A 17,294-nucleotide genomic window follows, 5' to 3' on the forward strand; every position below is an offset into this window, starting at 1 on the left:
CAGCAGCAGCCGCCCCGCTGGTGTGAGTTTGCCGCGTGCCCGGCCCATAAACGCCTCCCAGAGTGGGGCTTAGCTGCTCTGCCCCACAGGAACGCTGGAAGGCTCTCATGTGTCAACAACCTATCTGGGAACTACAACTAGGCTGTCCGATGTGGATGCCACGCGCGGTGTCCAGTGCGATAAGAGTATCCTGGTAGATAAAAGCGGGATCGTCGTCGGGCGTCTGGAGATACCCACCTACGCCCAGCAAGTAGATGGACCATGGCCCCGGGCCGGCGAATGGTTCGCGTTTCACCGTCGCAAAGGCCTGCTCGATCGGCGGGTCGCGAGTCTTACCCACCGCCGCGACGTAACGGGCAAAGAAATGCCTTAGTTTCGCTGACCGATCCAGCATGATCGGCTGTCTCTATTTGACCATGTCTGACCTGGGCACCTCTCTACCCCTTTCGGGGAATACCGACATACCGGGGCAGGGGTCCGGGCGCACCGCCAGGGCCTATTTTTCAAGAGCCGGCGAGGGGCTATTTTTTCTACCACGAGCTCGCTTCCAAGCCCGCTTCGACCCACGGGTGCTTGCCGCGGCGTGCGCTTCGCAGAACTTTGCGTTGACCGTACGCACGGGCCGATCGCATGCCTCGTCGCCTTCGCGCCAAGCACAGAATCGTGTTGGCAGGCCGAGACCCCGAGATCTCCCTGATGATCGGTCGGACAGGGCGCCCCAAGGAGCCATGAACCGACTAGCGCCTCAGGATCCTTGGTGTCCAGGACCTCGAGCACATGACCCAATGTCATGAACGCGGCGCCGCGGGTATCCTGGAGGTGAAAGAGAAGGGGATAGACCGCCTCAACGGTGTTGCGATGCCCGAGCCAACGTGTTTCTAGCCACCAAGGCGATGCTGCCGCGTCCACAGAGGCACCTGCGAGGATGCTCCATTGCGGCCACGCTTTCTCGACGGCGTTCCCGAGGAGCAGGAGTCCGAAGCGTTTCTTGGGATCGCGCTGGTGTATCTTCATGCCGGCGCGCGGATGGAGGCGCAGGCTGCTCTTGAGCGTGGCCTTGAACTTGCACGCAACAGGACGATGAGGCGCTCGAGGCCCGGATCGAGTTTGCCCTAGCCGCGCTCGACCACGATCTCGAGCAAAGCGGTCAGGCCCAAAGGAGGATCAACCGCGCCATCCACGTGCTCAGCCACAGGGACGACCGGATATCTCGCGTGGCGGCCCGCGATCTCGAGCTTGCGATCGCCGCGGCCGGCGTGGGCGTCCTCGCATAGCCTCGCCGTGCGCTGTCCGCGTCTGCGTCAGCATCCGCACTCCTCGTTTGCTATCGTGCTGCTATTCCGCCAGGAGAAACTCAGGCAAACTGAGCGGGACGGAACATGGTTGGAACCTGTACTGGGAAAGGCTGAGCGGGGCTCAGGACAAACAGGTGTGCCCGGTGGACGATCGCTTACACCGAGGAGGTCGCGGGTTCGACCCTGCCGCGCCCACCATTATCAACATTACTGAACAACCATTCATCGTCCGGAGTACCCGGATTTCGTTAGCAGCCTCACGCCGAGCCATGAAATACAAGGGCTGGCGAGCGGCGCCTCGCTTACACCGAGGTGGCCGCAGGTTCGAGTCCTGCCTCGCCCACCATTCGTTCCACATGGCCCGGAACGCCGACGGCCCCCCGCCAAGCCAGGACCAACCACGTCGCCAGGATAAACAGCGTGGGATTCGTGCTCACCGTTCCAGCGAGCGGGTAATTGGCATTCATGCGTCCTCGGGAGACGGGGGGGAGATTCATGAATGGCTTGGATCTCCGTTGATCGAGTCGAGACTGGCAAGCAGTTCAAAGGGGATCTGCAGCATCGAAGCCTGGAGGTTTTCCCGAAGATGCCTGAGGGAAGATGTTCCTGGAATCAGGAGGATGTTGGGCGAGCGTTGGAGGAGCCAGGCCAGCGCGACCTGCATGGGCGTGGCGTGAAGTGCTGTTGCGGCTGCGTCGAGTACCGACGACTGCAGTGGAGTGAAGCCTCCTAGCGGGAAAAACGGAACGTAGGCTACGCCGTGTGAAGCGAGATGGTCCATGAAAGCATCGTCTCGTCTGTGTGCCACGTTGTAGAAATTCTGGACGCAAACGATCTCCGAAATGGTCTGGGCCTCGGCGAACTGCGCGCGGGTAACATTGCTGAGGCCGATGTGGCGGATGAGCCCTTGACGCTTGAGTTCAAGCAGGGCGGTAAGCGGCGCTTCAATGGAGCCCTCGGCGGGCTCCGATACTCCACCGACCCGAAGGTTGACGACATCGAGAGCGTCGAGGCCGAGATTTCTAAGGTTGTCATGAACGCCATCGATTAACTCCTGACGGGAAAGGGCATGAATCCACGACTTGTCGGCACCCCGGCGGGCGCCAACCTTGGTGACGATCACGAGGCCCTCCGGATAAGGATGGAGCGCCTGTCGAATGATTTGATTCGTCACATGCGGACCGTAGAAGTCGCTGGTATCGATATGGTTCACGCCCGACTCTACGGCCTTGCGCAGAACCGCGATTGCGGCGTCAATATCGTGAGGAGGTCCCCATACCTGCGGGCCGGCAAGTTGCATTGCACCGTAGCCCCCGCGGTTCACTCTCGTTGATGTGCCAGGCAGCACGAAGCTGCCGCCGAGATCAGTGTGTTCAATCATTCCGTTCCTCCTGTTCTGTGCATCACGCGTCGTGGGAAGTCAAAAAGACGCTCCCGCCAGTTCATGCATTCGACGGTGAGTCTACCGCAACGAACTTGAAAGGCTGGACCCAGCGAAATAGCTTGGCCGGTCGAGATCGGCAATAAGCCCTGGCTGCTTGGGCTGCCACCCCAGCAGTTCCCGAGTTCGCTGACTCGAGGCCGGGGTGTCCATCGCTGCAAACTGCGCGAACCAACCAAAGTAGTTGGCCGCTTCCTCGGGAGACTTGCTGACAACCGGCACATTCAGGCGGCGGCCGATTACACGGGCGATTTCTCGGAGGGGTACGCCTTCGTCGGCGACCGCGTGATATCGGGCTCCCGCCGCGCCCTCCTCCAGCGCGAGCCGGTAGAGATGAGCAGCATCGAGGCGGTGCACGGCGGGCCAACGGTTGAGCCCGTCGCCCAGGTACGCCGCATCGCCTTTCTCACGCGCGATCCCGATGAGAAGCGGAACGAAGGCGTGGTCACCGTCGCCATGGACTAGAGGAAGACGCACCATCGACACACGCACGCCACGCTTCAGCAGCGTCTCGGCCGTTGCTTCCGACGCACGGGGATACGAGGCAGAGGCCGGGAGAGGAGCATCTTCCTCCGTAGCCATGCGTCCCAGCGCCACCGTCGCCAGCGCGGAGGTGACAAGCAGTGGCCGTTCGGAGCCTTCGAGCGCCGAGCCGAGCGCCTCGATGGCGTGCTTGTCGATCTCGCAGTTTTCGGCGACTTTCGAGAAGTCGTGGATGAAGCCCGTGTGAATCACGCCATCCGATATGGCTGCTCCGCGACGCAGACTCTCAAGGTCTTCGAGCGAAGCGCGATGTACTTCAGCTCCGGCCGCGGCAAGCGACTTGGCTGCCTTCTCCGAACGGGCGAGGCCGAGTACTTGATGCCCCGCGTCGATCAACTCTCGGACGATTGCGGAGCCGATGAATCCAGTGGCGCCGGTGACGAACACCCGCATTTCAGATTCCTCCTCGAACAGTGCTTCGTTCGTGTTATAATGATTTTATGAAGGATTCTTCGGTTTGGCTATTCGCATTATGGCCACTGACACGCTAACCGCATTTGAGCCAAGAAAGACGCCTGTTCAGGAGCGGGCCGCGGTCACGGTCGAGGCGATTGCCGAAGCGACTGTTCAGGTTTTGTTGACCCACGGCTCCGACCGATTGACGACAACACGTGTCGCGGAACGGGCGGGCGTCTCCGTCGGAACGCTCTACCAGTACTTCCCGAACAAACACTCTCTGCTATTTGCGGTGTTGAAGGAACATCTGAAGGCGGTCTCCGACAGGGTCGAGGTCACCTGTGAGCGTGCAAAACATAGGCCGCTCGCCGAAATGATCAAACAGATGGTCGAGGCATACGTGGACGTCAAGATGGAACGCTCGGACATTGCCGTGGCCCTCTACCACATCGCGCCGGACCTAGGCGGACCCGCGTTGCTGAAGCGAGTTCTCCAACGCCTACGGAAGGCCATCAAAGCGATGCTTGAGACGGCGCCGGATATGACGTCGCAGCCCGACAAGTTCGCCGTAGAAATGATGTTGGCTGCGATGTCAGGCGCGATGCGCTCAGTCCTGGAGGCGGGAGCCTCGCCAGCAATGATGCGGAAGCTGAAAGAGCACCTGGTGCTGCTTTGTCAGTCTTACCTGGCGGCCGCCACGGGAGGTCGTCTTTAATGACTGAGTTCGAACGTGTTGTTCAGTGCTGCCAGCGCCCTACCGGCGCGACGTGACACGAGAGCGTTTGAAGCACTTCATCTAATCGCACCCTGGGGCATCGGGCAAGTCCCACTCGATATTCCGTTTGCCACTGAGAATTCTGAGAGTCGGAAGGGTGTAGGGAATCCGGTTTGGAAGCATTCGTGATGCGCGGGTCAGAGGTTCAATTCCGATCGTCGGCTTCCCGTTGGCGACCGCAGCAGAGCCTCGAGCCCGTGCTTCACACGTCGTTTGACGGGCATGCGGGCGACCCACGAACCCTGATACTAGGGTTACAGTGTACTTCCGTCCGCTTCGACCGGGACATTTGTCAATCCCCGTCACCGCCATGGCGGCGTCCGGAACATAGAGCAATGCGAGCTTGAAAGGCAAATTCATTCCGCGTTCACCGGTTGGCACGCCCTCCTTGGGTGGGGGAGGGGGTGACTTCGTAATGATCGTACGCCAGCGCGCGGGCGGCTCGTAACCGTCTACACGGAGCGTCACCGGGATCGGAGAGACTGCCGATTTCCCTTCCTCGAGCATCGGACCGGCATGAATGACATCCTCGAGCGACGGCGTCGTGAGGTGTGGATTCGGGGGAATGGCATACCGCGCACGCTTGTACAGCACGGGCCGGACGTTCCCGTCGCATTTCCCGCACTCCTGCCACGTCGACGTGTTCGTTCGGCAGGTCGGCCACACCGAACACCGTGAACGTCCCATCATGAACCGCAAAGGCTTCCGGAAGGTCAGCCAGGCGCAGGCCCGTCAGCAGACGGTCACCACCCTCCAACACCTGCGCGACGAGTCCATCCGCATGGCCAAGGAATCGCTGGCGGAGGGGGCGTGGCGAGTCGCGCTGACCTGTTTGGGAAAGGCCGCCTTGTACGACGATCGGGCCACGGCGACGGAGGACATGCGCGACACTCCAAAGTGAGCGGCGAACGCACAGTTGAGAGTAGGGGGTCGGTGAGTTCCCGGCTGCCTCTCTCTTGCTGCGTCGCCCGGTTCCGGCACCGGCTCACCTCTGGTGAACGGGTGGAGTCCCATCTTCGTTGGGCTGCGCCCCATGGTGTTCGGGCACTCGGCAAAGTTGTACACTGCACTCATCGCGGGACAGCATTGCTTCAGGCAGCGTCTCCGGCCGTCCGGGGAAGGTAGTTGTAGACGACAGGACGGCGCAAGGTTCGAGACTCTGGTCGAGGGAAGCGTGATGGCGAGGTGGAGATGCCTGTCTTTCGGACTGCTCGTATGGTGGCTTATCGTGACTTCGAAGGGGCTCGCCGATGGCCCGTTCCCTACGCTCGGTGCTTGCCAACAGTACGCTCGGCATCACGCCGATGCTGCTTGGATATGCGTCGACGACCATCTCGGGCGTTAGGTGAAGGCCGATTCGCGGCTCGCGGTGATCCCCCGGGTGCGAGCGCCCGGGCAGAGTTCAACCAGGAGAGGAGGCAGGTCGGCGCGGCAAAGTAGGCGAGTCGTATGGGGGCGCCCTCCTGGACAGATCACGGAGTCCGGGGGCACGCCGCGTCGCCTATCGACGCCCGGACGCAGACGGATCGCCACGTGTACCGGGAGTAGACCAGGAAACCGCCCAACACCGCAGAGAACCCTCGCGCCAGAAGCGACTGTGCACCCCGAGACCCGGAGGCAGACATGATCCCGCTTGGGGATGTGTCTCGGCGTCCTCGACGCTTTGCCGTCATCACGGCCCTCATCATCCTGACGAACGGGTTCGCCTTCGCGCTTGAGCTGATGGGCGGTGTGACGTTTGTGACGACGTGGTCGGTGATTCCCGCCGACATCGCCGCCGGTCGTCACTGGATCACGATTCTGACGGCGATGTTCCTGCACGGCAGTTGGTTGCACATCGCGGGCAACATGGTGTTCCTGTGGGCGTTTGGCCCAGAGATCGAAGACGCGATGAATCCCGCGCGGTATCTAGTCTTCTACCTCGCCGGCGGGGTGGCAGCGGCGTTCGCCCAGGTCGCGGCCAGCCCGGGTTCCACGGTGCCCACCTTGGGTGCGAGCGGCGCAATCGCTGCGGTGATGGGCGCCTTTCTGGTGACGTACCCACGCGACCAGATTCGCACCGTGCTGTTCTTCGGCTGGTTTGTCCGCGTCACCGTGATTCCGGCCGCACTCTTGATCGGCCTGTGGTTCTTCCTCCAGGTCCTGAGCGTCGGCGTGGTCGCAGACGTTCAAACGGGTGGGGTGGCCTACATGGCGCACATCGGTGGAGTCATCTTTGGGGCCGTGACCGCGCGATTGTTTGAGGATCCCGAGCGCGTCGGCCCGCAACCCTGGAGCGAGTGAGACCGGACGTCTCGGGCATCGAAACGCACGCCCGTGCGCCGGGGTCGACGGCGGTGCCGGCTTCGTTCACGTTCTCACACGCCCCGAAAATCGGAGAGGCGCCCGCCCAGGCCCGGCTTCTCACCATCTCGTGTCCGCCGCCGTCGTCGCCTACAGCTCGTCAGTCGTTCTCCGGAGCTCTCCCCGAAGTACGCCTGACCAGTTTCGGTGTCCGCGCGCGAGCGGTCGAGTCGGGTTTTTCGCCGGAGGGATTGCGCCTCCGTCACTATATGTAACACAGGCCGAACGGCCTCACAATGCGGAAACTCAGTTCGCGCCATTTCTGGACAATGTGGCTAGTATCATGTGGACAAACCGGTCCATCTCTGCCCGATGCTGGGCACGTTAGGGGATAGCGCGTGTCGGGAGGCGGACCACGATGGATACAAAGTGGGCGTTCTGGAGCGGGGTGGCGGCTACCGCGGTCGTGTTCTTCATGACCGGAGCAACGACTGTGCAACTGGACGCCACCGCCTCGGGCCCGCGCGACCTCCTGGTCACCGGTCACACGGACCAGGGAGTGCTCGGCGGTCTCCTCTCGGCAGTGCCGGTGCCCCTCGGCACAGTGCGCGTCGTCAAGCGAAGTTGGGGACTCGTGGACACGTACATGGAACGGGTCGACGTCGTCGCGGCCGCGCTGGCCGACTACGCCGGCACCCCGTTGGCCGTGCAGGTGCGCCTACAACTCCCGGGCACCATCGTGGCCACCAACGCCACCGGACGCGACGGACAGACGCTCGTGTGGGCGTCACTTCCATCGGACGGTCGGTTGTGGGCGCAGTCCCGCGTCGTTCAGTGGCCCGTCGTGCTCCTTGTGGCCGTTGTCGCGATCCTGACGTTCGTCCGTTCAAAACCTCGTCGTGCAACCGGTTTCGTGACCGCGCGCGGTCCCGCTGGCGACCGCCCGTTCGGGCCAAGGCAGATCCGGTAACGGGTAGCGGCCGCTGGCGCACGACGGTCTTGCTCATTCGCGAGGGAGAACACGCGACGCGGTCTGGCGGCGAGGAAGGGAGGAAAAGTCGACGGCCGCCGCCCAGAGCGTAGCACCGGACTGGGCCGTCGCAGCCGTCAGACTCCCATCCTAGAGACGTGGCCCGCACTTGCGCCGGAGGGAGGAGCGCCTTCGTGGCCGTCCGGCGTTGCCGGCCGCACTCGATCGAGACGGTAGGGAGACAGTACACCCACCAGGACTACGGTCGCTACGTTCGGGCGAATACTACCGCCATCTCAAACGTATTAGCTCGTTCGCGGCCGCCGGCCCGCCCATCGGGTCAGGCCGGATGTCCGGGCCCCAGCGCGGCGGTGGGGTTGGCCCGCCTCACCTGCGCCTCGAGGACCTCACGAACCATCTCGTGAGGGAGCTTACGAGTCGTGCGAGCCAAGGACCCATAGTAGTCGATCGCCTGGACGGACAGGCCCAGCGCGCGCAGCAGGTCAAGGGAGTCCTCGAACCTCTGGCGCCGCGCTCCGCCCAGCTGGGTGGTGTCCCGCTTATCCCGCGCCAGCCGTCTGGCTGCGTTAGACATTCAACCGCCGTCTCTCCTCGATATCGCGAGCCGCAAGGGCGCCGGTTGTCGGCTTTCATGCCCTTCTTCGCCGTCGCCTAGACTCACGCACACGCGCAGTCGACCGCGGGGACGGGCGGCCGATCGGGGGCAACCACAGGACAACGCGCTTCCGAGCGCCAACCCACTACCACGAAGAGTGGCGCGAGCGCGCCGGACAACGTCTGTGGGAGGTCGCTATGTGCGCCATGTCTCACGTCGGACCGACGCTTCCCAGGGCCGAGCGGTTGCGCGCCGCAGTGGTGCAGGCCGCTCCGATCGCGTTCGATCGCGAACGGACGCTCGCCAAGGCGTGTGATCTGGTCGCGCAGGCCGCCGGGCAGGGGGCGCAGCTGCTGGTGTTTCCCGAGGCATTCCTGTCCGCGTATCCCAGGGGCGCAAGCTTCGGAACGGTCGTCGGACTTCGCGCCCGCGCCGGCTACGATGCCTTTAAACGGTACTGGGAGAGCGCGGTCGATGTTCCCGGCCCGGTCGTCGACGCGCTCGCGGCCGCCAGCCGCCGGCACGGCGTCTACCTGGCCATCGGGGTCGTGGAACGGGACGGCGGCACGCTATACTGCACGGTGTTGTTCTTCTCCCCCGACGGCTACCTCGGCAAGCACCGCAAGCTGATGCCTACCGCAGCGGAGCGGCTGGTGTGGGGCTTCGGAGACGGCTCGACCCTGCCGGTGTTCGACACGCCGTTCGGCAGGCTCGGCGCCGTGATCTGCTGGGAGAACTACATGCCCCTACTGCGGACCGCGATGTACGCGAAGGGCATCCAACTCTACTGCGCGCCGACCGCCGACCAACGCGACACGTGGCTCGCGACCATGCGCCACATCGCCGTCGAGGGCCGATGCTTCGTGCTGTCGTGCAACCAGTTCGCCCGCCGCAGGGACTACCCGGACGACTACGAGACGAGCTACGGCAACGACCCCGAGACCGTCGTGACCCGCGGCGGGAGCTGCATCGTCACCCCGTTTGGCGAGCTCGTGGCCGGACCGAACTTCGAGGGCGAGACCATCCTGATCGCTGACCTCGACCTCGGCGATCTCATCCGGGGTAAGTACGACTTCGACGTGACCGGGCACTACGCCCGTCCCGACGTGTTCCAGTTGATCGTGGACGAGCGGCGCAAGACCCCGGTGCACACGGTGGCGGCGCCCACAACAGCGGCTGTTCCGGAGGCCGCGGGCGACGTCGCGCAGCCGGAGAAGGCCCCAGCCTAGCCGTGCCGCACGCCGACCCGTCCCGTGGCCGGCACGCCGGTTACGCCACCGGCCGGGCGTTGAAGATGCGCAGGTTGGGCACGAGGCCAAGCGCGCACGCGGGGACGATCGCGCCGGCGATCGCGAGCGCGACCGGCATGCCCAGCACCGATGCCACGGCGCCGATCCCGAGCGCCCCGAGCTGGTTCAACCCCCAGGTCGCGTAGTACAGTCCCATGACGCGGCCGTGCATCTCCTCGCTCGTGCTGACCTGCAACACCGTCGACATCGTCGCATCGTAGAGGCTCCCGAGGTATCCTACGATCGCGATGAGCCCGAGCGAGGCGAGCAACCACGGCGACAGGCTGAACAACACGAGGCACACCCCAAACCCGATCGCCGCGGCGATCATCAACGTGCCCTTGCGCCGTACGTCGCCCCCTGCGGCGACCTGCAGCGTGGCCAGGAACTGTCCGGCGCCGCCCATCGCGGTGAGGTACCCGAGGCCGAGCGCCCCCACCTTGAGCACGTCCCGGGCCATCACCGGGAGCATGTACTGGTACGAGAAACCGAACGACTCGATCGCGAGACTGAGCCACAGCAGCCCGCGCACCGCCGGCGTCCGCAGGGCATATCGAAACCCTTGGCCGACCGCGGCTACGAACGGCTCCGCGTCCCGCCGCACGGACGCGGGGCGGCGAAGCGCCAGCAGGCCGCCGATGCCGACGGCGTAGGCGGCGCAGATGAGCAGATAGTTTTGCCCGACGCCGAGTCGCGCGATGACCAGCCCGCCGGCCAACGCCCCGAGAATGCGGAGGAGGCTCCCGGCCATGAGCTGAAACGCGTTCGCGTTCAGCAAGCGCTGTGCCCCGACCACGTCGTAGATCAACCCGTTGACCATGGGTTTGCTGATCGCGAACGCGCATCCCACGACGACCACGTAAAGCAGCACGTGCCACAGCTGGATCGCATGCGCGAGCACGAGGGCCGCGATGACCAGGGCCGCCCCGGCTTGGACCGCCTGCATCGCGATGAGGGCTGTGCGCCGGTCGGTGTGGTCGGCCAGCGTGCCGCCTGCGAAACTGCACAGGGCCTGGCTCGTGCCCCGTAACCCCGCGGCCAGTCCCACCCACAGGGGGGATTGCGTCAAGATCAAGATGAGCCACCCCTGGCTGATCAGCTCGAGCGTATAGGTCATGGAGGTACACAATGCGTTGAGCCAGAGCCAGCGGTAGCCCGGGGCTTCAAACGCAAGCGAGAAACGCGGCCGCCCGGCGGACACCGCAGTCGATGTCCCCACGGGGTTACCGGGATGCGTCCCGCGTCGGCGGACCAGGGACCGGTTCGTCGTCAGGTGGCCGGCACGTCGACATAGGAGCGATCCAGCGCGGCAACGGACGCGCACCCCAGCAGCCTGAGGGTGCGCTCCAAGTCGGTGCGCAAAATGTCGATCGCGCGCGCCACACCGGCCTCGCCTGCGGCCGCGAGGCCGTATGCGTAGGCGCGCCCCACCAGCACGGCGCAGGCGCCGAGGCAAATAGCTTTGGCGATGTCGCCGCCGCGACGAATGCCGCCGTCCATCAGCACCTCGGCCCGCCCGTTCACGGCCGCCACGACCTCCGGCAATGCCCGCAACGAGGCGGGCGCGGAATCGAGCTGGCGTCCGCCGTGATTCGATACCACCACCGCCACCGCTCCCTCGTCGACGGCCCGGCGGGCGTCGTCGGCCGTGAGCACGCCCTTGATGATAATCGGACCGGGCCAGATTCCTCGGATCCACCGGAGATCGTCCCACGCGAACATGGTGCGCGAGAGATCCGCGCGGGCGTCCGTCAGCGTCATAGAGCCCCGGTTGGGAATGACGATGTTGGGCAGCTTCGGCACGCCTCCGTCCAGCAGAAAATGGGCGAGCCATCCGGGGCGGGCGAGCAGCTGCGGGAGAAAGGGAAGCTTGTCCAGCACGGTTCCGTTCAGGAGTTCCTTCGTGCCGTTGCGCACGTCCCGCTCGCGCATGCCCACCACGGGCGTGTCGATGGTGACGACCAGCGCCGAGAACCCCGCCACCCGGGCTCGTTCGATCGCGCCTTCGGCGGCGCCGCGGCCGCCTACCAAGTACAGCTGGTACCAGACGGGCCCCGGGGACGCCGCTTTGACGTCTTCCAACCGGTGGCCGGAGACGGTGGAGAGCGTGTATCCGGTGCGCGCCGCCCCGGCCGCCCGTGCCGCGGCCACCTCTCCGCCGGGGTGCATCAAGCGGCTGTAGCCGACGGGCGCGAGCAGCGCGGGCAGCGCGAGATCGACGCCCAGCACGCGGACGCGCAGGTCGCACTCAGGGATGGCGACGGCATGCCGCGGCCGGAACGTGACGGCCTCGAGGGCCCGACGGTTCTCCCTGAGCGTGATTTCCCCGTCCGCGCCGCCGTCGAGATAGTCGAAGACCACCCTCGGCAAGCGACGCCGAGCCAAGACCCTGAGGTCTTCGATGCTCACGACACGAGGAGCTGCGACCGCGCGGGACGCCCCAGTCATGCGCACTCTTCCCCCCAATCGCCGCCGCCGTCTCGACGCCAGCTGCGTGCGCACTGGCGTACGATGGTTGAGGTTCGCCCGGAACGAGGTAGGCCCTTGTTTCTTGCCGGTTGCGGGGGAGGTGCCTAAGGGCGGAGGGGGCCGATACGATGTGGGGAGGAACGGCGTAAGGAGGAAATTACGGAAGAGAGCGTAATAGGCAAGAACCCGAGTCGGGCGCGACGCGGCGCCGGGCGTTCGACCGTGGAGCGGGGACGCACAGGGAGGGCACTCCGATGTCCTGGGTCGTGTCCGGTCTCGCAGGCTTCGGCCTCTTCGTCGGACTCTCGCTGCTCTCCACCGGCGAGATGCTCACGTGGGGTCTCCTCGCGGGCTTCGTGTTCGTGGTCGGCGGCGTCACGTGGGACCACCCGCGGTGGTGGCGGCACCATCTGTGGTGGGGCGTTCTCCTCGCGGCGGCCGCGTGCGTCTACGCGTTGGCGCGCTGACCGACGGCCGGGCGACGAGCGGCGCAGGCGCCGGGCCGCGTCACGTTCCGTCGTCTGGGGTCGGTGGTCCGAGCGATCCGTGCACCAGCCGCGGGTAGCGCTCCATGAGAAACAAGACCGCCTGGGCTCGATTCCGCAACCCGAGTTGTCGATAGATCGCCCGCACGTGGCTCTTGACGGTCGACGTCGAGAGATACAGCTTTGCCGCGATTTCCCTGGCGCTTAACCCGCGGGCGATCTCGACCAATACTTCCCACTCTCGCTGTGTGAGCCCCCACCGCGACGTGTGCTCGGCGACCGGGGTGCTGACCGAGGCGGATCCGGGGTTGTGAAGTGTGGCGGTCTCGACCGCCCGAATTGCGTGCACAGCGTTCGCCAACTCCACGGGGGAGATATCCTTGGACAGCACCCCGGCCGCGCCCGCCTCAGATGCGCGTCGGGCCACGGGGGGATCGGCGGCGCCGAGCGCCAGCACGCGCACCCCGGGGCAGTGCTGTCGGATCCGTCGCACGGCGTCGAGGCTGTCGCCGTTGGTCGTGCTGAAATCGATGAGGACCAAGTCGGGGCCAAGCTTCCGCGCCCACGGCACCACGTCGCGGCCGTCGGAGGTCTCGCCGACCACCTCGACGTCCGGCGCCGCGGTGAGCGCCGCCCGGACCCCGAGCCGGATCATGGGGTGGTCGGCGAGGATCAACACGCGAATGTTCATGGAGCGCTCCTCACCCGGTCGTCCCTGATCTGGAGGAATCTCGTGCGCCGCCGTGGCGCGGGGAACGTCTCCGCGGGCGCGCTGAGAGGCCGCTTCCTTGGCCATCGTGATCGCCTTCGTCGGGCGGTCGCTGATGTTCACCGTCGCGCCAGCGAGTTCGCGGGGGGAATGACGCCGATCTCAAACACCTGATTGTAGAAGCCGTATCGCTGGTCTAGCTGAATGCTGAACCACAGCCCCAGCTGCCCGTAGACGAGCTTCCGCAAGTGCAGTTGCGCGTCAAACATCGACTGCGTCGGGTTGCCGATCATTCCCATGATTTGCGCTTCGGTGCTGCCGACGTGCAGTCCGGTCGACGTCGTGTACCGCGCATCGTTGAGCACCCAGATGCGGTCCACCGCGCCCGTCACGTCCACACCGACCCCGACCCCGCTGTTGTTCGGCGGCTGAAACCACCGATACACGCGGCGGCCGTCGAGGAAGGTCCACGTGCTGTGCGGTGCGCCGAGGACCGCGGTCACGTCTTGCGCACGCATGCCGAGCCGCAGCGGCCCGACGCTCTGGCCCGGCGCGACGAGGAACTGTCCCGATGGGACTGCGGATTTGTCGGCGGGCGCAACGGGCGGTGTCTGGGCGGAGGCCGGTACCGTCGCGACCGTCGTGGGCAGCGCACTCAGGAGCGCCGCACACAGGAACGTACTGCACAGGAGCGATGTACGCATGTCCGTCTCTCTTGGCGCGACGTCGTCGGGACAGTGCCGCGATCACTACGGACACTCCGCCACGTGCAGGTCGAGCACGACGGACGTCCGTCCGCGTCGCGCGTGTCCTCTCACGTACTTACCCATCCACGCTCGGGTCCTCACACTCTCACGCGTCGCCAGCGGACGCGCGCGGCGCCTCGGCGGTGTTCCGGTTCGCGTGGGCCTAGTGCGAAAGGACTACGGTCTTCGGTTGATTTTTCCCCAATTCCGGCAACGACGAGTTATCAATTCACGGCGCACGGTGATAGTCAGATGGGAGGCGCAATGATACCTCCGCCCGCGGGATTTGTGTGGCCCGCGCAGGTGCGAGGTGACTCGGTCCGAGCCGGTGATGTGAATTGGTCATGTGGATGATGTGGATGTGGGAGGGCAGCGATGCAACAGCGTCAATCTCGCTTGACCGGTTTCGCGTGGATCGCCGCAGGTAGCGTGGTCGCAGGATTGTTCTTGGGACCGGGGCTCGGTGGGGCGATGTCGCCGACGCGCCCGGGATCGAACGGTGCCGTGCGGCGGTCCGCAGCGGTCGAGAGCATGGTGGTGTCAGATCCGGCCGCGACCAGTCAAACCGGTACGGGTTCTGGCACGCCGGGTACGGCGGGTAGCAACGGGATCGCCGGAACCAACAATACCGGGAGCTCAGGAACTGGCGGTGGTGGAGCGTCGGGCGCGGCCGGGACCAGCGGCAGTGCGGGGACCAATAGCCCGACTCTGACGACGGGAACGCCCAGGGCCAACGGAACCGGCGGCATCAACGACGACGCGAGCAGCGGAAACGGCGGCGCGGGCGGATCCAACGGGACGACTGGGACCGGCAACGCGTCAGGCTCCGGTAGCCCCGGCAACGGTGGGGCGGCCGGGCCCGGCGGCGACGGCAACACCGGAAATTCCGGCAACGGCGGATCGGGTGGCGCCGGCGGCAACGGAGGGAGCAACAACGTCAACGGATCAGGCGCGGGCGGGTCGGGCGGGCCCGGCGGCGGGGGCGGCAGCAACAACAGCAACGGGTCCGGCAACGGCGGCGCCGGCGGTGCAGGCGGCGCCGGCGGCAGCGGCAACAACTAGCCGTCGATCGGGAGCGCGCGCCTGCCGCGTCTTCACACAGCAGCAACGGAGGAGGAACACGCATGGGCAGCAAGACGCACCGCAGGATCTTGGTGTTGAGTGTGACGTGCATTCTCGCGATCGCCGTCCCCGCATGGTTCGCTGCGGTCGGTGTCCCGGCGGCGCAGGCTCAGACGGTGGTTCCCGGGCCGGGTACGGGCGGCAACGGCGGGAGTGGTGGCGCAGGCGGCACCAACAACACGAACGGTCAGGGGAACGGCGGCGCGGGCGGCGGCGGGGGGAACGGCGGTAGCACCGGCGGCGGCAACGGGGGCAACGGGGGCAACGGCGGTGGCGGTGGAAGCTTCCAGGGCGGGAACGGCGGAGCCGGCGGGAGTGCCGGGAACGGCGGCAACGGTGCCGGCAGCTTCGGATTTGGCGGCAACGGCGGGAACGGCGGCAACGGCGGCAACGGTGCGAACACCAACGGTGGCGGCGGCGGGACCGGCGGGAACGGCGGCGCCGGCGGGAACGGCGCATCCGCAGGCGGCCAAGGCGGGGCGGGCGGCGCCGGTGGGAACGGCGGGAACGGCGGAGCCACCGTTGGCGGGAATGGGACGGGCGGTGCCAATGGGACCAACGGCGGGAACGCGAGTGGAACGGAGAACGGCGCGAACGGGCAGAACGGCGCGAACGGGCAGAACGGCGCGAACGGACAGAACGCGCCGAACGGCGGGACCCAACCCGCCCGCGGAGGCGACGGCAGCGGCGGCCCGGGTGGGAACGGAGGGATCGGCGGCAGCTTCGACTTCACGAATTCCGGCAGCGGCGGCGCGGGTGGCGCGGGCGGTGCCGGCGGCAGCTCCAACAGCGGCGGGCATTCCACCGGCTCCGGCGGCGTCGGGGGTCAGGGTGGGAACGGTGGGAACGGCAACAGCACGAGTTCCGGTAACGGCGGCGGCGGTGGCGCTGGCGGCGCCGGGAGCAGCAACAACACCGGCGCCGGTTCCGGTATGGGCGGTAACGGTGGCCAGGGCGGGGACGGCGGCAATGCGAACGTCGACGGGTCCGGCAATGGTGGTGCTGGCGGGAACGGCGGTGCGGGCGGCGGGACCAACAGTGGCGCCGGAAGCGGCAATGGAGGCTCCGGGGCGCAAGGTGGTAACGGCGGCAGTTCGAACACCGGTGCGAGCGCCACAGCCGGCTCAGGGAACGGTGGTGCCGGAGGAAACGGCGGCGCGGGCGGTGGGACCAATAGCGGTGCCGGGAGCGGGAACGGCGGCAACGGCGGTCAAGGCGGGGACGGTGGGCAGGGCAACACCGGTACGTCCGGCAACGGCGGCGCGGGAGGTAACGGTGGTGCGGGCGGCAGCTTGAACGCCGGGAACGCCGGCTCGGGCAACGGTGGCGCCGGCGGGCAGGGTGGAAACGGCGGCAACAGCAACGCCCGAAGCGCCGGCAGCGGTGGCGCTGGCGGCACGGGCGGTGCCGGTGGCAGCTTGAACGGCGGGAACGGATCCGGCACAGGCGGTGCGGGCGGGCAGGGCGGGAACGGCGGCAGCGGGAACGCCGACAGTGCCGGGAGCGGCGGCACGGGCGGTGCCGGTGGCGCCGGCGGCGGCGCAAACAGCGGGAACAACTCGGGCGACGGTGGTGCCGGTGGCCAGGGCGGGAACGGCGGCAATCTGAACACCGGTACTGCGGGCAGTGGCGGCGCAGGTGGCAATGGCGGCGCGGGCGGGGCAGCAAACGGGGGGCACAACTCAGCGAACGGCGGCGCGGGCGGCCAGGGCGGGAACGGCGGCGGCGGCAACGCGGGCGCTTCGGGAAGCGGCGGCGCGGGCGGGAACGGTGGCGCTGGCGGCGGCGCAAACAGCGGGAACAACTCAGGGAACGGCGGCGCGGGCGGCCAGGGTGGTAACGGCGGCAACAGCAATACCGCGAGCGCCGGCACGGGCGGCGCCGGTGGCAGTGGTGGGAGTGGCGGCAGTTCGAACACTGGGGCCAACTCGGGCAACGGCGGCGCGGGCGGTCAGGGCGGCAACGGCGGCAGCAACAACACCAACAACTCCGGAGGCGGTGGCACCGGTGGCACGGGTGGCGCCGGCGGCAGCAACAACGCCAACGGTTCAGGCAATGGTGGTGCCGGTGGTCACGGCGGCAACGGCGGCAGCAGCAATCAGTAGATAGCGGCGTGCATCGCGCGGCGCCCGGGGACACAACTCGTCCTCGGGCG

General features: G+C 66.6%; 15 protein-coding genes and 1 pseudogene. 8 read left to right on the forward strand and 8 right to left on the reverse strand.

Going from position 1 to position 17,294, the window contains the following annotated elements:
• Window positions 1-1,597: 1,597 nt before the first annotated feature.
• From VKZ50_21790 to VKZ50_21800, 3 genes and pseudogenes are all read right to left on the reverse strand, one after another.
• Window positions 1,598-1,768 (reverse strand): annotated as a pseudogene (locus VKZ50_21790) (DoxX family protein).
• Window positions 1,769-1,788: 20 nt separating this feature from the next.
• Window positions 1,789-2,676, reverse strand: a complete 888-nt coding sequence (locus VKZ50_21795) for an aldo/keto reductase family oxidoreductase (protein ID HLJ62362.1) — start codon at window positions 2,674-2,676, stop codon at window positions 1,789-1,791.
• 81 nt (window positions 2,677-2,757) lie between these two features.
• Complete coding sequence (locus tag VKZ50_21800) at window positions 2,758-3,672, reverse strand: SDR family oxidoreductase (GenBank protein HLJ62363.1); 915 nt, start codon at window positions 3,670-3,672, stop codon at window positions 2,758-2,760.
• 64 nt (window positions 3,673-3,736) lie between these two features.
• Between VKZ50_21800 and VKZ50_21805 the strand changes: the two genes are divergently transcribed.
• The 4 genes from VKZ50_21805 to VKZ50_21820 all read left to right on the forward strand — a co-directional run bounded on the left by VKZ50_21805 (window position 3,737) and on the right by VKZ50_21820 (window position 7,703).
• Entirely contained in the window at window positions 3,737-4,390 is a 654-nt protein-coding gene (locus VKZ50_21805) for a TetR/AcrR family transcriptional regulator (GenBank protein ID HLJ62364.1), read from the forward strand.
• A gap of 625 nt (window positions 4,391-5,015) precedes the next feature.
• Entirely contained in the window at window positions 5,016-5,351 is a 336-nt protein-coding gene (locus VKZ50_21810) for a hypothetical protein (GenBank protein ID HLJ62365.1), read from the forward strand.
• A gap of 722 nt (window positions 5,352-6,073) precedes the next feature.
• Window positions 6,074-6,733 carry a rhomboid family intramembrane serine protease gene (locus VKZ50_21815; GenBank protein HLJ62366.1) on the forward strand — a complete coding sequence of 220 codons (660 nt, stop codon included), beginning with the start codon at window positions 6,074-6,076 and terminating at the stop codon, window positions 6,731-6,733.
• Between the two features lie 418 nt (window positions 6,734-7,151).
• The gene (locus VKZ50_21820) at window positions 7,152-7,703 is read left to right on the forward strand and encodes a hypothetical protein (GenBank protein ID HLJ62367.1); all 552 of its coding nucleotides are present in this window, start codon (window positions 7,152-7,154) and stop codon (window positions 7,701-7,703) included.
• A gap of 340 nt (window positions 7,704-8,043) precedes the next feature.
• On the opposite strand, the gene VKZ50_21825 is transcribed toward VKZ50_21820, so the two are convergent.
• The gene (locus VKZ50_21825) at window positions 8,044-8,298 is read right to left on the reverse strand and encodes a hypothetical protein (protein HLJ62368.1); all 255 of its coding nucleotides are present in this window, start codon (window positions 8,296-8,298) and stop codon (window positions 8,044-8,046) included.
• 218 nt (window positions 8,299-8,516) lie between these two features.
• On the opposite strand from VKZ50_21825, the gene VKZ50_21830 reads away from it, so the two are divergent.
• The gene (locus VKZ50_21830; protein HLJ62369.1) at window positions 8,517-9,548 is read left to right on the forward strand and encodes a nitrilase-related carbon-nitrogen hydrolase; all 1,032 of its coding nucleotides are present in this window, start codon (window positions 8,517-8,519) and stop codon (window positions 9,546-9,548) included.
• 40 nt (window positions 9,549-9,588) lie between these two features.
• Here VKZ50_21830 and VKZ50_21835 read toward each other — a convergent pair whose 3' ends face one another.
• Window positions 9,589-10,809 (reverse strand): MFS transporter, encoded by a 1,221-nt coding sequence (locus tag VKZ50_21835; GenBank protein ID HLJ62370.1) that lies wholly within the window; start codon window positions 10,807-10,809, stop codon window positions 9,589-9,591.
• 68 nt (window positions 10,810-10,877) lie between these two features.
• Entirely contained in the window at window positions 10,878-12,056 is a 1,179-nt protein-coding gene (locus tag VKZ50_21840) for an alpha-hydroxy acid oxidase (protein HLJ62371.1), read from the reverse strand.
• Window positions 12,057-12,331: 275 nt separating this feature from the next.
• Between VKZ50_21840 and VKZ50_21845 the strand changes: the two genes are divergently transcribed.
• Window positions 12,332-12,544, forward strand: coding sequence for a hypothetical protein (locus VKZ50_21845; GenBank protein HLJ62372.1), 213 nt, complete (start codon window positions 12,332-12,334; stop codon window positions 12,542-12,544).
• Window positions 12,545-12,584: 40 nt separating this feature from the next.
• On the opposite strand, the gene VKZ50_21850 is transcribed toward VKZ50_21845, so the two are convergent.
• Both VKZ50_21850 and VKZ50_21855 read right to left on the reverse strand, forming a co-directional pair.
• Window positions 12,585-13,253 carry a response regulator transcription factor gene (locus VKZ50_21850; GenBank protein HLJ62373.1) on the reverse strand — a complete coding sequence of 223 codons (669 nt, stop codon included), beginning with the start codon at window positions 13,251-13,253 and terminating at the stop codon, window positions 12,585-12,587.
• A 137-nt stretch (window positions 13,254-13,390) separates the two neighbouring features.
• Window positions 13,391-13,975 (reverse strand): hypothetical protein, encoded by a 585-nt coding sequence (locus VKZ50_21855; protein ID HLJ62374.1) that lies wholly within the window; start codon window positions 13,973-13,975, stop codon window positions 13,391-13,393.
• 417 nt (window positions 13,976-14,392) lie between these two features.
• Between VKZ50_21855 and VKZ50_21860 the strand changes: the two genes are divergently transcribed.
• Both VKZ50_21860 and VKZ50_21865 read left to right on the forward strand, forming a co-directional pair.
• Window positions 14,393-15,079 (forward strand): hypothetical protein, encoded by a 687-nt coding sequence (locus VKZ50_21860; protein HLJ62375.1) that lies wholly within the window; start codon window positions 14,393-14,395, stop codon window positions 15,077-15,079.
• A 62-nt stretch (window positions 15,080-15,141) separates the two neighbouring features.
• A complete protein-coding gene (locus VKZ50_21865) occupies window positions 15,142-17,244 on the forward strand; it encodes a hypothetical protein (protein ID HLJ62376.1) in 2,103 nt (700 codons plus the stop codon).
• Window positions 17,245-17,294 lie beyond the last annotated feature (50 nt).

The organism is bacterium (assembly GCA_035295165.1).
Classification (GTDB): domain Bacteria; phylum Sysuimicrobiota; class Sysuimicrobiia; order Sysuimicrobiales; family Segetimicrobiaceae; genus JAJPIA01.

Excerpts from the sequence above, each read along its gene's own strand:
- VKZ50_21815 (HLJ62366.1), top strand. The coding sequence starts at position 6,074 with ATGATCCCGCTTGGGGATGTGTCTCGGCGTCCTCGACGCTTTGCCGTC.
- VKZ50_21825 (HLJ62368.1), bottom strand. The coding sequence starts at position 8,298 with ATGTCTAACGCAGCCAGACGGCTGGCGCGGGATAAGCGGGACACCACC.
- VKZ50_21840 (HLJ62371.1), bottom strand. The coding sequence starts at position 12,056 with ATGACTGGGGCGTCCCGCGCGGTCGCAGCTCCTCGTGTCGTGAGCATC.
- VKZ50_21865 (HLJ62376.1), top strand. The coding sequence starts at position 15,142 with ATGGGCAGCAAGACGCACCGCAGGATCTTGGTGTTGAGTGTGACGTGC.
- VKZ50_21860 (HLJ62375.1), top strand. The coding sequence starts at position 14,393 with ATGCAACAGCGTCAATCTCGCTTGACCGGTTTCGCGTGGATCGCCGCA.
- VKZ50_21800 (HLJ62363.1), bottom strand. The coding sequence starts at position 3,672 with ATGCGGGTGTTCGTCACCGGCGCCACTGGATTCATCGGCTCCGCAATC.
- VKZ50_21845 (HLJ62372.1), top strand. The coding sequence starts at position 12,332 with ATGTCCTGGGTCGTGTCCGGTCTCGCAGGCTTCGGCCTCTTCGTCGGA.
- VKZ50_21830 (HLJ62369.1), top strand. The coding sequence starts at position 8,517 with ATGTGCGCCATGTCTCACGTCGGACCGACGCTTCCCAGGGCCGAGCGG.
- VKZ50_21810 (HLJ62365.1), top strand. The coding sequence starts at position 5,016 with ATGGCATACCGCGCACGCTTGTACAGCACGGGCCGGACGTTCCCGTCG.
- VKZ50_21820 (HLJ62367.1), top strand. The coding sequence starts at position 7,152 with ATGGATACAAAGTGGGCGTTCTGGAGCGGGGTGGCGGCTACCGCGGTC.
- VKZ50_21795 (HLJ62362.1), bottom strand. The coding sequence starts at position 2,676 with ATGATTGAACACACTGATCTCGGCGGCAGCTTCGTGCTGCCTGGCACA.
- VKZ50_21855 (HLJ62374.1), bottom strand. The coding sequence starts at position 13,975 with ATGCGTACATCGCTCCTGTGCAGTACGTTCCTGTGTGCGGCGCTCCTG.
- VKZ50_21850 (HLJ62373.1), bottom strand. The coding sequence starts at position 13,253 with ATGAACATTCGCGTGTTGATCCTCGCCGACCACCCCATGATCCGGCTC.